We start from the raw sequence: 13189 nt of genomic DNA, 5'->3' as shown, positions 1-13189 counted from the left end.
GTGGCGGGCTCCTGTGCCTGGGCCGGATGGTTCCGGCTTTCGGGGGATCAATGAACGACCCCGAAAAACCGTTGCCGCGGCCCTCGCCTTATATCGCATATCAGACATTCCATTATCGCATGTCTAGTCCACCGGGTCACTCTCCGGTGCGAAGCGCTCGGCCAGGGCCCGCCGGGCCCGGGAGACCCGCGCCTTCAGCGTGCCCTCCGCCACGCCGATGACCCGCGCGCCCTCCTCGTAGGAAAAGCCGAGCGCCCCGACGAGGACCAGCGCCTCCCGCTGCTCCACCGGCAGGACTGCCAGCGCGGCATCGAGGCCGGCCACCTCCATGCGGGCGTGCTGGCGTGCCTCCTCGCTCTCCTCCTGCCCCACGGCCTCCAGCACCCGCCGCTCGACCGCGAAGCGGCGCCGGCTCTCGTAGAAGACGTTGCGCAGGATGCGGAAGGCCCAGCCACGCAAGCTTGTTCCCGGTTCCCATTGCGATTCCGCCCGCAGTGCCCGAAGGAGCGCTTCCTGAACGAGGTCGTCGGCGGCGGCGGCATCCCGGGACAGGAACCGTCCGAAGGCACGCAGATCCGGGAGGAGCCGTGCCAGGCCGGCCCTGAAGTCTTCGTCCTGTTCCAATGGGCTTCCTCGCCGGGACAAGGGCGGCCATCCTGCTTCGGCTGCCCCTCTCCGGCCCTGTTCCGGTGGCCGGCGCGCGACCTGGGCGAAGCCGCCGTGTCGCACGCCGTTCTGACTTGGCTTCAACATGGTGGCCCGGCGCCTTCCGGCCCGCGCCGCAGGAGGACGTAGCACGATGAACGCTGTGACGCAGGGGGAGCTGGTGCGTACCCTCCCCTATGCGCGGCGCTATGCCAGGGCGCTGGCAGGCGGACAGGAACGCGGCGACCGGCTGGTGGCGGAGGCGCTGAAGGCGGGGCTGCCCCAGGTGCCGGGCCATCTGGCCCTCTACGCCGGAGTGACCGCGCAGGTCGCCGCGGCCGGGGACGACGCGGACTCCCCCATGACGATCCGCCAGCGCCAGCTCCTGCTGCTGACGGCGCTGGAGGATCTGACGCTGGGCGACGCCGCCCGGGTGGTGGGCCTGCCCGCCGAGGACGCCCGGCGGGAGCTGGAGGCCGCCCGCTCCGTGCTGAAGGCCACCGCCGCCACGGAGGTGCTGGTGATCGAGGACGAGCCCATCATCGCCATGGACATCCGCCAGTTGGTCGAGGGCTGCGGCCACCGCGTCGTCGGCATGGCCTCCGGCGAGTCCGAGGCGGTGGAACTGGCGCGCAGCCTGCGCCCCGGGCTCATCCTGGCGGACGTGAACCTCGGCCCCGGCGGCGACGGCATCTCGGCGGTGGAGCGGATCCTGCGCGAGCAGAGCATCCCCGTCATCTTCGTCACCGCCTATCCGGAGCGGCTGCTGACGGCGGAGCGGCTGGAGCCGGCCTTCATCATCAGCAAGCCCTTCGAGCCGATCGCCCTGGCCATCGCCACCTACCAGGCGGTCTCCGGCGGCATCCGGCTCGACTGAGCGGCGGGGCGGGTGCGCCCGCCGACGCAACCCCGCCCTGCCGGCCTCCGTTGCCGGCGGGCGGGGGCGGCCGCCCCCGGGCGCAACCGGGAAGGGCAATGCGATGGCGCAGCAGGGGGACGGGGACTGGAGCCGGGTCGAAGGCAACTGGTCCGGCATGAGCGGCAAAGTGCGCGAGGAATGGGGCAACCTGACCGAGCAGGAGGTCGCCGGCATCAAGGGTGACCGGACCGCCCTGCTCTCCCTCATCCGGGAGCGCTACGGCTTCGGCGAGGAGGAGGCGGAGCGCCGCCTGCGGGACTGGGAGCACCGGCTCGGCGGCTGACGGCGACGCCAGGTGGTGCACGGGCGCCACGCCGATCCGACCGGTATGCAACAGATTGCCGGACCGGCGGCAACCGCCCGAATGGAAGCGACGTTGAGCGGCAGCAACAGACCGGAGAAAGGGACCCATGCTATACTGGACAGTCATTTTCCTCATCATCGCCCTGGTGGCCGGCGTCCTCGGCTTCGGCGGCGTGTCCTCGGCGGCCAGCGGCATCGCCAAGGTCCTGTTCGTCATCTTCCTGGTGCTGTTCCTCGTCTCCCTGGTCATGGGCCGAGGCTGGGTCTGACCTGAGCGATGCGCGGGGGGGTATTCGCAGCCGGAGTTGCCCTGATGCTGGTGCTGTCCTGCACCGCCATGGGGCAGCCCGCATCGCCTCCCGCGCCACAGCGCGGCACCGGTGGCGGTTCCACCAATGGCAGCCCCGGTGCCGGCGATTTCAGCAGGCTCTGGTTCGATCCGACCCAGCTCCCCGCCTTCACCGGCGTCGTGGAGCGTTACCTCATGGACCCGGAGGGGAAGATCGAGCGCCTGCTGTTCCGCGAGGGACCGCAGGTCATCCTGCCCCCGCCGGTGGGGGATGAGGTCGAGAAGGCCGTGGAGCCAGGGCGAAGCATCATCGTCTGGGGGATCCGGGCCCGCCGGGCTCCCGTCATCACCATGCTGGCCTGGGCGACCGACAGCAACGCGCAGCCGAACTTCGTGGAACGCCCCCGCTGGGGGATACCCGGCTTCAATGCCGGCTCGCAGACCATCGAGGTCTCGGGCGACGTGCAGGCCCCCCTCTACACGCCGCAGGGCGACCCGATGGGCGCGATCCTGCAGGACGGGATGGTGATCCGCCTGCCACCCGACGTCGCCGCCGCGATGGGTGGCCGGCTGTCGCCAGGCTCCAAGCTGGCAGCGTCCGGGCAGGGTACGGCGGGTCCGCTGGGCCGCTCCCTGGACGCCGACCGGATCGGGGATTCCCTTGCAACGCTGGGCCCCCTGCCCAGACCGGCGGAGAAGCGGCCGTGACCGTGCCACCCCGCGAGGCGCAGATCCAGACCAGCGCCCTGCGGGGGTTCCTCCGCATGGCAGGGGCGTATTTCCTCAAGGAGCGGAAGGCACAGGGGCTGGCGCTGGGGCTGCTGCTGCTGACGCTGCTGCAGATCGGCATCCAGATCCGCTTCAACCTCTGGGGCCGCGATTTCTTCAACGCGCTGGAAAGCCGCGACCGCAATGCCTTCATGTGGCAGATGGTCCTGTTCCTGGGCCTCGCCGCCGCATCGATGATCACCGCGGTCTACCAGCTCTACGTGAAGCAGCTCACCCAGCTGCGGTGGCGCGAATGGCTGACCATGCGGCTGCTGGGCGACTGGATGTCCGATGCACGGCACTACCAGTTGGAGAAGGCGGGCGGCGCCGACGTGAACCCCGACCAGCGCATCGCCGAGGATGCGCGCATCAGCACCGAGATGGCCGTGGACTTCGCCACCGGCCTGTTCAACGCGGCGGTGATGCTCTGCGCCTTCATCGGCATCCTGTGGACCATCTCCGGCTCGCTGAAGTTCACCGCCCTGGGCTACGACGTCGAGATCCCCGGCTACATGGTCTGGGCAGCGCTCCTCTATGCGATGATCGGCTCCGGCCTTACCTACTTCGTGGGGCGGCCGATGGTGGCCCTGAACTTCCGCCGGGCCTCGCGGGAGGCGGATTTCCGCTTCGGACTGGTCCGCGCCCGGGAGAGCAGCGAGGGGATCGCGCTGATCGGCGGCGAGGCCGATGAACGGCGCGGCCTCGCCGGGTTGCTGAGCCGGACGGCGGATGCGGTGCGGGATCTGATGCAGAGCCAGCGCCGGCTGATGTGGCTCACCAGCGCCTACGGGATGCTGACGGGGGTCTTCCCGACCGTTGTCGCCGCGCCCTCCTATTTCTCCGGCGCCATCACCCTGGGAGGGCTGATGCAGATTGGCTCCGCCTTCGGGTCGGTGCAGGCCTCGCTGAACTGGTTCGTGGACAACTTCCCCCGCCTCGCCGAATGGCGCAGCAGCGTGGAGCGCCTGCTGACCTTCCGCGAAGCGCTGCACCAGATGGATGCCATGGTGAAGGACCCCAAGCAGCCGACCCTCACCCGGGGGGTGGCGAAGCCCGGCGAGGGGGAGGAGAAGATCTCCTTCCGAGACGTGCAGGTCGCCTTCGCCAACGGCTCGGTGGTGATCGCCGAGGCCAGCGCCGAGATCCATGCCGGCGAGCGCGTGCTGATCAAGGGCGAGTCCGGCACGGGCAAGAGCACCCTCTTCCGGGCCTTCGCCGGGGTCTGGCCCTGGGGCAGCGGGGAGATCCGCATGCCGCCGCGCGAGGCCACCATGTTCATGCCCCAGCGCCCCTATCTTCCGCTCGGCTCGCTCCGCACGGCCCTCGCCTATCCGGCGGGGCCGGCCAGCCTCCCCGACGCCGTGGCGGTCGAGGCGCTGGAGACGGTCGGGCTGGAGCGGCTGGTCAGCCGGCTGGATGTCGAGGATCGCTGGGACCAGACGCTCAGCCTGGGCGAGCAGCAGCGGCTGGCCTTCGCCCGGCTGCTGATCCAGAAGCCGCGCTGGATCTTCATGGACGAGGCGACGGCCGCCCTGGACGAGCAGAACCAGGACGCGATGATGCGGCTCATCCTGGAACGCCTGCCGGGTTCGGCCCTGGTGTCGATCGGGCATCGGCCCGGCCTGGAAGCCTTCCACGACCGCACCCTGACCCTCGAGCGTGGGCCGGAGGGCGCGAAGCTCCAGATCCGCGAGCGGCGACCGGTGAAGCTGCGGCGCATCCGGGACCGCTTCAGCCGGCTGCGTCGCCGGCGCGCCGCGGCGGCATCGCCGGAACCGGAGCCGGTGCTGCCGCCCTGATCCCCGCGATGCCGCAGGGGGCCGGCGCCAGCGCCGGCCCCCGTGTCGCCTTCGCCGCGAGACCTCAGCGCGCCGGGGCGTCACCCCGCGGCGGCTGGCCACCCCGCTGCTGCGGACGCAGCTCCTCGCGGGTCAGGACGCCGTCGCCATTCCGGTCACGCGCGCGGAACATGGCCTCGGCGACGGGGCGGAACTCCGCCAGCGTCACGCGGCCGTCCCGGTCGGCGTCGATGGCGCGGAACATGGCTTCGCCGCGCTGCTCCATCCGTACCGGGATCGGCCGGTTGCCGCGCTGCTTCCGGGCGAAGTCGCGCAGCTCCTCCGGCGTCACGGCGCCGTCGCGGTTCGCATCCGCCTCGGCGAAGCGGGCAGAAGCGAGGGCCCAGGCCTCGTCCAGCGTCACCCGACCGTCATGGTTGGCGTCGGCCGCCTCGAACAGCCGGGCCGGGCCATGCGGGCGGCCAGCGGCGTCCGGGCGCGGCGCCGGCTGCGCCAGGGCCGGCAGGGCACCGGCGGTCAGCAGGGCCGCCAGGGCCAGGAGTGCGGGAGTCTTGGTGCGGGCGTTCATCGGGCATTCCTTGCGGGGTCGTGCGTGGCCTGCCGGATCTGGCGCCGGGCATGTAACGGCGCCACGCGGCGCGCGTGAGGAAGAGTGACGACCCGCTGCCCCACCCCCGCAGGCCACCGAAAGCCTGCGGGGGGTGGCTAGATTCAGCCGCGCTTCGGCGCGCCCTCGCCCAGATCCCACCACATGCCGGCAAAGGCCGCGATGCCCTCGCGCAGCGGCTCCGGCAGGGCATGCTCGTCCGGCCCGTGCTGCTGGCAGCCGTTGTAGCTGTGCGGCACCCAGACCAGCGGCACGCCCAGCGCATCCACGAAGACGTCGCCCGGCAGCCCGCCGCTGGCATTCGGGATCACCTGCACCCGCTTGCCCAGGCTGCGCTCCATGCTCTCCCGCGCCCAGACCACCCAGGGGTCCGCGGGATCGGTGCGGCTGGCGTTCATGCGGATGCCCGCATTCTCGATCGCCACCTCGGGGAAGCCGGCCGCGTCCAGGTGCCGGCGCAGGCTGGGGGCGAAGCTGAGCGGATCGGTATCGACCGTGTAGCGGATCTGGCAATGCGCCCGGGCATCCGGCGCCACCGCGTTCACGGGGTTCTCCGGCCGGCCCGAGATCATCGCCAGCACGATGAACGAGTTCCAGCCGTAGATCTTCTCGGCCGAGCTGAGGCCGGGCTCGCCCCACCCCTCGTCGATCGTCGCCGCGGCACCGCCGCCGCCCACCGGGCAGCCCTCCAGCACCTGCTTCACGCTGGCCGGCACGCCATCCGGCGGCAGCCAGTCGCGGACCAGGATCTTCCCGTTGCGGTCCACGATGCTGGCCAGCGCGTGGGCCAGGATGATCGCGGGGTCCTTGGTCAGCCCGCCCCAATGCCCCGAATGCACGCCCCCGGGGCGCAGCCGCACGGCCAGGTCGAAATGCACCGTCCCGCGCGTGCCGGTGGCGATGGTGGGCAGCTCCGGCTCCACGCGCGGCCCGTCGGAGGCGATCAGCACGTCCGCCGCCAGCATCGCCTTGTTGGCCTCGACGAACTCGCGCAGCCCGGCCGAGCCGCGCTCCTCCGCGGTCTCGATCAGCACGGTGACGTTGAAGCCCAGCCGGCCGCCACGCGCATCCAGCACCGCCTCCAGCGCCGCGATGTCCAGCGCGTGCTGCCCCTTGTTGTCCACCGTGCCACGCCCGTACCAGCGGCCCTCCCGCTCGGTGAGCGTCCAGGGCTTCAGCCCCTCGCTCCACTGCTCGTCCAGGCCGCGAACCGTATCGCCGTGACCATAGACCAGCACCGTGGGCAGGGCCGGGTCCTCGACCCGCGTCCCGGTCAGGATCGGGCCGACCCCGGCGACGGGGTTGTCGTGCACGGTGACCGCGAAGCCCAGCCGCTCCAGCCAGGGCTTCAGCCCCTCCTCCAGGTAGCGGCGGCAGTCCTCGCCGTGGGCGGGGTCCTGCGAGGTCGACGGATAGGCGACCAGCGCCGCCAGCCGGTCGCGGAACTCCGCGTCGAACAGCGCCCGTGCCCGCGCCAGCGCGCCCTCGCGGCCGGCTCCCGCCATTCCGTCCATCGCCCGTCTCCTTCGTTGGCCGGTCGCAAACTGCGACGGAGCATCCGGAATGAAAAGCCGCTCCCGGCAGGTCCCCGGCGGGCGGGGCCCACGCGGCCGGCCCGGCCATCCTGCACACGCGGATGTGTGGTGCATTGCCCTGCTTCCGCGGAAGCCCGCGGCTCCGCTCCCCCGCTGGCTTCGCTATCACCGGCGGACCATCCGGAGGTCTTCGTTGCAGCGACGCGATGTCCTGGCCACCCTGGCCATCCCCGCCCTGCTGGCCACGCGGGGCGCCGCCGCCCAGGACGGGCAGCCCTTCGCCCCGCAGGACGTGCGGGCGATCGCGCGCGAGCTGGCGCAGAAGCCGTTTCAGGCGCCCGATACGCGGCTGCCCGGGCCGCTGGCCAATCTCAGCTACGACCGCTACCGGATGATCCGCTTCGATCCGCAGAAGGCGTTGTGGAAGGGCGACAACCTGCCCTTCCAGATGCAGCTCTTCCATCGCGGCTTCCTCTATGCCGCGCGGGTCGATCTCTACGAGGTGGCCGACGGCCGCTCGCGCCCCATCCCCTACAGCCCGGACCTCTTCGACTTCGGGCCCGTCGAGCGGCCCGCGCCCGATGCAAATCTGGGCTTCGCCGGCTTCCGCCTGCATGCCCCGCTGAACCGCCCGGACTATTTCGACGAGGTCGCGGCCTTCCTCGGCGCCAGCTACTTCCGCGCGGTGGGGCGACACCTGGGCTATGGGCTCTCGGCCCGCGGCCTCGCCATCAAGACCGCCGATCCGGGGGGCGAGGAGTTCCCCTTCTTCCGCGCCTTCTGGATCGAGCGGCCGCGCCCCGGCGTGAACGCGATCGTCGTCCACGCCCTGCTGGACAGCCCGAGCGCCGCCGCCTCCTACCGCTTCACCATCCGCCCCGGGGACGACACGGTCTTCGACGTGGAGGCGACGGTCTTCCCGCGCGCCGACCTCGCCGCCGCCGGCATCGCGCCCCTGACCAGCATGTTCTGGTTCGCCCCCAACGACCGGGCCGGCGTCGACGACTTCCGCCCGGCGGTGCATGATTCGGACGGGCTGCTGCTGGCCTCCGGGCGCGGCGAGCAGCTCTGGCGGCCGCTGCACAATCCGCGCGACCTCCAGGTGACGGTGCTGGCGGATGCCAATCCGCGCGGCTTCGGCCTGGTGCAGCGGCGCCGCGACTTCGATTCCTATCAGGACCTCGAGGCCCGCTACGAACGGCGGCCGAGCCTCTGGATCGAGCCGATCGGCGACTGGGGCGAGGGCGCGGTGCAACTCGTCGAGATCCCGACCGGCGGAGAGATCCACGACAACATCGTCGCCTTCTGGCGCCCCAAGGACCCGCTGCGCGCGAAGGGGGAGTACGGCTACGTCTACCGCATGCACTGGCTGCCGCTGCCGCAGGGCAACCCGGCGCTGGCCACCTTCGTCAGCACGCGCGCCGGCGCCGCCGGGTCGAACGGCCTGATCTTCGTCCTCGACGCGGTGGGCGGCCGGCTGAAGGACCTGCCGGCCGAAGCCAGGCCGAAGCTCGATGTCTCCGCCGGGCCGGGCCGCATCCAGAACCCCGTCGCGCAGCGCAACCCGGAGACGGGCGGCTGGCGCATCAGCTTCGAGCTTCTCCCCGGCAATGCGCCGCTGGCGGAGCTGCGGGCGGTGCTGTCGGACGAGCAGGGCCCGCTGACGGAAAGCTGGATCTACCGTTGGACGCGCTGACGCCCGATCCCTGGCGTGCCATGCCCCCGGCGCTGCCGCCCGAGGCGCCGCTCGCCATGCCGGTGCAGTCCCTGCGCCGGCGGCCGGAGCAGCGGCAGCCGGTGCGCCCCTCGCAGCCGCGCGGCCTGTTCTGGCGCCGCCTGCTTGTGATCGGCAGTGCCGTGGCGCTGACCGGCTTCGGCGGGTGGGAGATGTACCGGGTGCTGGACCTGGACCGCCCCACCCCGTTCGAGCTGGCCTTCTTCCTGCTGTTCCTCCCCCTCTTCGCCTGGATCGCGCTCTCCTTCACCAGTGCGCTGGCGGGCTTCCTGGTGGTGCTGCGCGGCGGCGAGCGGAGGCTGGGGATCGACCCGGCGGGCCCGCTGCCGGAGCTTTCCACCCGCACAGCGCTGCTGATGCCCGTCTACAATGAATCGCCCGAGCGGGTGATGGCCGGCCTCCAGGCGATCCAGGAATCCCTGGCCGCGCGGGGTGCCGGCGCGTGGTTCGACACCTTCATCCTCAGCGACACCACCGATGCCGATGCCTGGATCGCCGAGGAAGCGGCCTTCCTCGGCCTGCGCGAGCGGGTCGCGGCCGGGGGCGGCGATGCGTCGCGCCTCTTCTACCGCCGCCGCCCGAAGAACACGGAGCGCAAGTCCGGCAACATCGCCGAATGGGTCAGCCGCTTCGGCGGCGCCTATCCGCAGATGCTGGTGCTGGACGCGGACAGCGTGATGGAGGGCGACACCATCATCCGCCTGGCCGCGGCCATGGAGCGGCACCCGGATGTCGGGCTGATCCAGAGCCTGCCGCTGATCGTCAACGGTTCCACCCTCTTCGCCCGGATGCAGCAGTTCGCCGGCCGGGTCTATGGCCCGCTCATCGCCCAGGGCATCGCCTGGTGGCACGGGGCGGAGGGCAACTACTGGGGGCACAACGCGGTCATCCGCACCCGCGCCTTCGCCGAGCAGGCCGGCCTGCCGGCGCTGCGCGGCCCGAAGCCCTTCGGCGGCCACATCCTGAGCCACGACTTCGTGGAGGCCGCCCTGCTCCGGCGCGGCGGCTGGGCGGTGCACATGGTGCCCGCCCTGGCCGGCAGCTACGAGGAGAGTCCGCCCTCCCTGACCGACCTCGCCCTGCGCGACCGGCGCTGGTGCCAGGGCAACCTCCAGCACATGGCCGTGCTGCCGGCCAGGGGATTGCACTGGGTCAGCCGGCTGCACCTGCTGACCGGCATCGGCTCCTACATCACGGCGCCGCTCTGGCTGCTCTTCCTGGTGGTCGGCGTGCTGATCGCGCTGCAGTCGCGCTTCATCCGGCCGAGCTACTTCCCCCAGGGCTACAGCCTCTTCCCCGACTGGCCCACCGTCGACCCGGTGCGCGCCATGTGGGTCTTCATCGGCTCCATGGCCCTGCTGCTGCTGCCGAAGCTGCTGGCCTGGTTCGCCCTGTGCCTGCGCCCGCGCGACCGGCGCGGCAGCGGCGGGGCGGGCCGCGCGCTGCTCAGCCTGCTGCTGGAATCGGTGATCGCCGGGCTGCTGGCGCCGGTGACGATGCTGACCCAGTCGCTGGACGTGGTGTCCATCCTGCTGGGCCGCGATTCCGGCTGGCAGGCGCAGCGGCGCGACGACGGCTCCCTGTCCTGGCGCGAGGTGGTGCGGCTCTATGGCTGGCACACGGGCTTCGGCGTGCTCTTCGGCATCGTCGCCTGGCTCGTCTCGCCCTGGCTGGCCCTGTGGATGTCGCCGGTGATCCTGGGGCTGGCGCTGGCGATCCCGCTTGCCGCCCTGACCGCCCGACGCGACCTCGGGCTGGGTCTCCGGCGCCTCGGGCTGCTGCTGATCCCGGAGGAGAGCGAGCCGCCGAGGGTCCTGGCCCGCGCCAACGCCCTGCTGCGGGAGCTGCGCGCGGCGCCACCCGCCCCGGCGGAGGCCGTCGCGCGTCTCGTGGCCGATCCCGTGCTGCTGGAGGCGCATCGCCGCATGCTGCCCCCGCCGCGGCGCCCGCGGGTCGACCCGATCGACCCCGTGCTGCTGGTCGGCCTGCTGCGGGTGGAGGAGGCGGCGACGCTGGAGGAGGCGCTGTCCGCCCTCAACCGGGCGGAAAAGGCGGCGGTCCTCGGGAATGCCGGCGGTCTGGACCGGCTGGTCGCACTCTCCGGGGGGCCGAAGGGCCGGGACCGTGCCGCGGCATGACGGCCGGAGCCGCGCCGGCGCCCCCGTCCCACCGGAGGCTGCCAGGCAAGGATCGGCGATGCGCGTGATGGTGCTGGTGAAGGCAATGATGGAGAACGAGGCCGGGGAGCTGCCCTCGGCGAAGGGAAAGCGTGTTGCCTTCGACCGCGTGGGGCGCACCGTGCGGGATGGTCCCTTCCCCGCGACCAGCGAGCTCGTGGCCGGCTTCTGGCTCTGGCAGGTCCAGGACATGGACGAGGCGGTGGCCTGGGTGAGACGGGGCCCCAACCCCATGCCCGGCCCCAGCGAGATCGAGATCCGCCCGATCTTCGAGGCGCGCGATTTCGGCGACGCCCTGACGCCGGAGATGGCGGAGCGCGAGGAAAGGCCGCGCGCGGGAGGCTGATCGCCGCCGTCAGCGCGTCTGGGCTGGCGCGGAGGAGCCGCCGCCGCCCGCCACGCCCGCCGCAAAGAGTGCCGCTGCGGCGAGGGGTAGCAGGAGAAGCGCGCTCGGCGGCGTTTCGGCCTCCCGGGTTTCCGGCATCGGTGGCAGGCGCGGCGCCGCGGTGGCGGCCGGCTGCGTCGGCCGGGCGGCGAGGCGGGGCGGGGCGCTGCGTGGGGCGACGACGACGCCGGCTTCCGCAGGGACCACGACGGTCTGAAGACGCTGCGCCCGGGCAGGGAGGGCCAGGGAGGCGATCACCGCCAGGGCCAGGGCCCGGCCTGCCGGACCGCTCCATCGCTGCAGCATCGCCTCGACTCCCGCATGCCCTGGCGAGGATAGCGTGCGGAGAGAGAAAGTCGCTACCCTTCCGCAACCAGGGCGGGCGTCAGCGCGCGCCCAGCATCTGCCGGGCGATGATCACCCGCATGATCTCGTTGGTGCCTTCCAGGATGCGATGGACCCGCAGGTCGCGGACCAGTTTCTCGATCCCGTAATCCGACAGGTAGCCGTAGCCGCCGAGGAGCTGGAGCGCCTCGTCCGCCACCCGGAAGGCTGTGTCGGTCACGAAGCGCTTGGCCATGGCGCAGAAGGCGGTGGCGTCGGGCGCCTTCGCGTCCAGCTTGCCGCAGGCACGCCAGAGCAGCGCCCGGCAGGCCTCCAGCTCCGTCGCCATGTCCGCCAGCCGGAACTGCGTCGCCTGGAAATCGGCGACGGCCTTCCCGAAGGCCCGGCGCTCCCGCACGTAGTCCAGCGCCAGATCCAGCGCCCGCTGCGCCCCACCGATGGAGCAGGCGGAGATGTTCAGCCGCCCGCCGTCGAGCCCCGCCATGGCGTAGCGGAACCCCTTCCCCTCCTCGCCCAGCAGGGCGGCGGCCGGGATTCGGGCCTCCTCGAAGACCACCGTACGGGTGGGCTGCGCCTTCCAGCCCATCTTGCGCTCCTCCGCCCCGAAGGAGAGGCCGGGCGTGTCCTTCGGCACCAGCAGGGCGGAGATGCCGTCCGGCCCCTCCCCCCCGGTCCGCACCATGGTGAGGTAGAGGTCGGAGGTCCCTGCACCGGAGATGAACTGCTTCGCCCCATCGAGCACGAAGCCCGCATTGTCGCGCCGCGCCCGGGTCCGCAGCGCGGCGGCGTCGGAGCCGCAGCCGGGCTCGGTCAGCGCGTAGGAAGCGATGCGCTCCATGGTGACGAGCGAGGGCAGATGCTCCGCCCGCTGCGCGTCGCTGCCGAAGCGGTCGATCATCCAGGCGACCATGTTGTGGATCGACAGGAAGGCGGAGATGGTGGGGCAGCCGGTCGCCAGCGCCTCGAACACCACCGCCGCGTCCAGCCGGGTCAGCCCCGCGCCGCCGGATTCCTCGCGGACATAGAGGGCGGCCATGCCCAGCGCCGCGGCCTGGCGCATCTCCGCGACCGGGAAATGCCCTGTCTGGTCCCATTCCACGGCCTTCGGCGCCAGGACCTCGCGGGCGAAGTCCAGCGCCGTCTCGCGCAGGGCCCTCGTGTCCTCGGGCAGGTCGAAGGCCGCAGAAGCGGCAGGCGTGTCGAGCGGCATGGTTCCTGGTTCCTCCCTGGGCGCGCAGGCTGTCACGCTCCGGCCCCGGACGTCAGCCCGGGAAGCGCGCGAACTCCGGCAGCTCGTGCGCCGTCCGCATCCAGCCGATCCGCTCCGCCACCTGGATCTGCACCTGCGGCGGCAGGGCGCCCGGATCGTCCAGCGTGCCGGTCTGCACGTCGATCATGCCGGGCAGCATCGCCTCGTTCACGTAGAACAAGCTGGTGCCGCAACCAGCGCAGAAGTGCCGTCGCCCGTGCTCCGAGGAGGCATAGACCTTCGGCGTCCCCGTCACACGCAGACGCTCCGCCGGCAGCATGGCCCAGCCCACCACCGGCGCGCCGGCATGGCGCCGGCAGTCGCCGCAATGGCACAGCGCGTGGTGCAGGACCTCCGCCTCCGGCAACTCGTAGCGGATGGCGGCACAGTGGCATCGTCCGGTCAGCATCGGCGGTCTCCCGGCCCGCAGCCT

14 protein-coding genes are annotated in these 13189 nt (G+C 72.2%); 8 read left to right on the top strand and 6 right to left on the bottom strand.

The annotated features are described in order from the left end of the window. Nucleotides 1-123: 123 nt before the first annotated feature. Entirely contained in the window at nt 124-753 is a 630-nt protein-coding gene (locus LPC08_RS08205; protein ID WP_230452211.1) for a sigma-70 family RNA polymerase sigma factor, read from the bottom strand. 46 nt (nt 754-799) lie between these two features. Between LPC08_RS08205 and LPC08_RS08200 the strand changes: the two genes are divergently transcribed. The 5 genes from LPC08_RS08200 to LPC08_RS08180 all read left to right on the top strand — a co-directional run bounded on the left by LPC08_RS08200 (nt 800) and on the right by LPC08_RS08180 (nt 4723). Next, a complete protein-coding gene (locus LPC08_RS08200; RefSeq protein ID WP_230452210.1) occupies nt 800-1522 on the top strand; it encodes a PhyR family response regulator anti-anti-sigma factor in 723 nt (240 codons plus the stop codon). 157 nt (nt 1523-1679) lie between these two features. Then, a complete protein-coding gene (locus tag LPC08_RS08195) occupies nt 1680-1847 on the top strand; it encodes a CsbD family protein (RefSeq protein WP_230452209.1) in 168 nt (55 codons plus the stop codon). A 127-nt stretch (nt 1848-1974) separates the two neighbouring features. Continuing rightward, nucleotides 1975-2136 (top strand): DUF1328 domain-containing protein, encoded by a 162-nt coding sequence (locus LPC08_RS08190; protein WP_230452208.1) that lies wholly within the window; start codon nt 1975-1977, stop codon nt 2134-2136. 44 nt (nt 2137-2180) lie between these two features. Continuing rightward, on the top strand, nt 2181-2864 hold the full coding sequence (locus tag LPC08_RS08185) for a hypothetical protein (RefSeq protein WP_230452207.1): 684 nt from the start codon (nt 2181-2183) through the stop codon (nt 2862-2864). Next, nucleotides 2861-4723: an ABC transporter ATP-binding protein/permease gene (locus tag LPC08_RS08180; RefSeq protein ID WP_230452206.1), complete on the top strand. Its 1863-nt coding sequence runs from the start codon at nt 2861-2863 to the stop codon at nt 4721-4723. The genes LPC08_RS08185 and LPC08_RS08180 overlap by 4 nt, the downstream gene beginning before the upstream one ends. Nucleotides 4724-4787: 64 nt before the next feature. Here the strand turns inward: LPC08_RS08180 and LPC08_RS08175 are convergent, their stop codons facing one another. Continuing rightward, nucleotides 4788-5291, bottom strand: a complete 504-nt coding sequence (locus LPC08_RS08175; protein ID WP_230452205.1) for an EF-hand domain-containing protein — start codon at nt 5289-5291, stop codon at nt 4788-4790. Between the two features lie 143 nt (nt 5292-5434). Further along, nucleotides 5435-6844: a M20/M25/M40 family metallo-hydrolase gene (locus tag LPC08_RS08170; protein ID WP_370643317.1), complete on the bottom strand. Its 1410-nt coding sequence runs from the start codon at nt 6842-6844 to the stop codon at nt 5435-5437. A 214-nt stretch (nt 6845-7058) separates the two neighbouring features. Between LPC08_RS08170 and LPC08_RS08165 the strand changes: the two genes are divergently transcribed. From LPC08_RS08165 to LPC08_RS08155, 3 genes are read left to right on the top strand one after another with little or no spacing between them, the layout of a single operon-like run. Beyond that, nucleotides 7059-8561 (top strand): OpgD/OpgG family glucan biosynthesis protein, encoded by a 1503-nt coding sequence (locus LPC08_RS08165; protein WP_230452204.1) that lies wholly within the window; start codon nt 7059-7061, stop codon nt 8559-8561. Between the two features lie 20 nt (nt 8562-8581). Beyond that, nucleotides 8582-10738, top strand: a complete 2157-nt coding sequence (gene mdoH, locus LPC08_RS08160; protein ID WP_230453013.1) for a glucans biosynthesis glucosyltransferase MdoH — start codon at nt 8582-8584, stop codon at nt 10736-10738. Between the two features lie 58 nt (nt 10739-10796). Then, entirely contained in the window at nt 10797-11123 is a 327-nt protein-coding gene (locus LPC08_RS08155) for a YciI family protein (RefSeq protein ID WP_230452203.1), read from the top strand. Nucleotides 11124-11132: 9 nt separating this feature from the next. Here the strand turns inward: LPC08_RS08155 and LPC08_RS08150 are convergent, their stop codons facing one another. The 3 genes from LPC08_RS08150 to LPC08_RS08140 form a co-directional block, all read right to left on the bottom strand. Beyond that, nucleotides 11133-11468, bottom strand: a complete 336-nt coding sequence (locus LPC08_RS08150; protein ID WP_230452202.1) for a hypothetical protein — start codon at nt 11466-11468, stop codon at nt 11133-11135. A gap of 79 nt (nt 11469-11547) precedes the next feature. Further along, nucleotides 11548-12717 (bottom strand): acyl-CoA dehydrogenase family protein, encoded by a 1170-nt coding sequence (locus LPC08_RS08145; protein ID WP_230452201.1) that lies wholly within the window; start codon nt 12715-12717, stop codon nt 11548-11550. A 52-nt stretch (nt 12718-12769) separates the two neighbouring features. Continuing rightward, on the bottom strand, nt 12770-13165 hold the full coding sequence (locus LPC08_RS08140; protein ID WP_230452200.1) for a GFA family protein: 396 nt from the start codon (nt 13163-13165) through the stop codon (nt 12770-12772). Nucleotides 13166-13189: the final 24 nt, after the last annotated feature.

This window comes from Roseomonas sp. OT10 (assembly GCF_020991085.1).
GTDB lineage: Bacteria > Pseudomonadota > Alphaproteobacteria > Acetobacterales > Acetobacteraceae > Roseomonas > Roseomonas cutis.
Note: the sequence above shows the minus strand (reverse complement) of the source record. Positions and strands in the feature narration are given on the sequence as shown.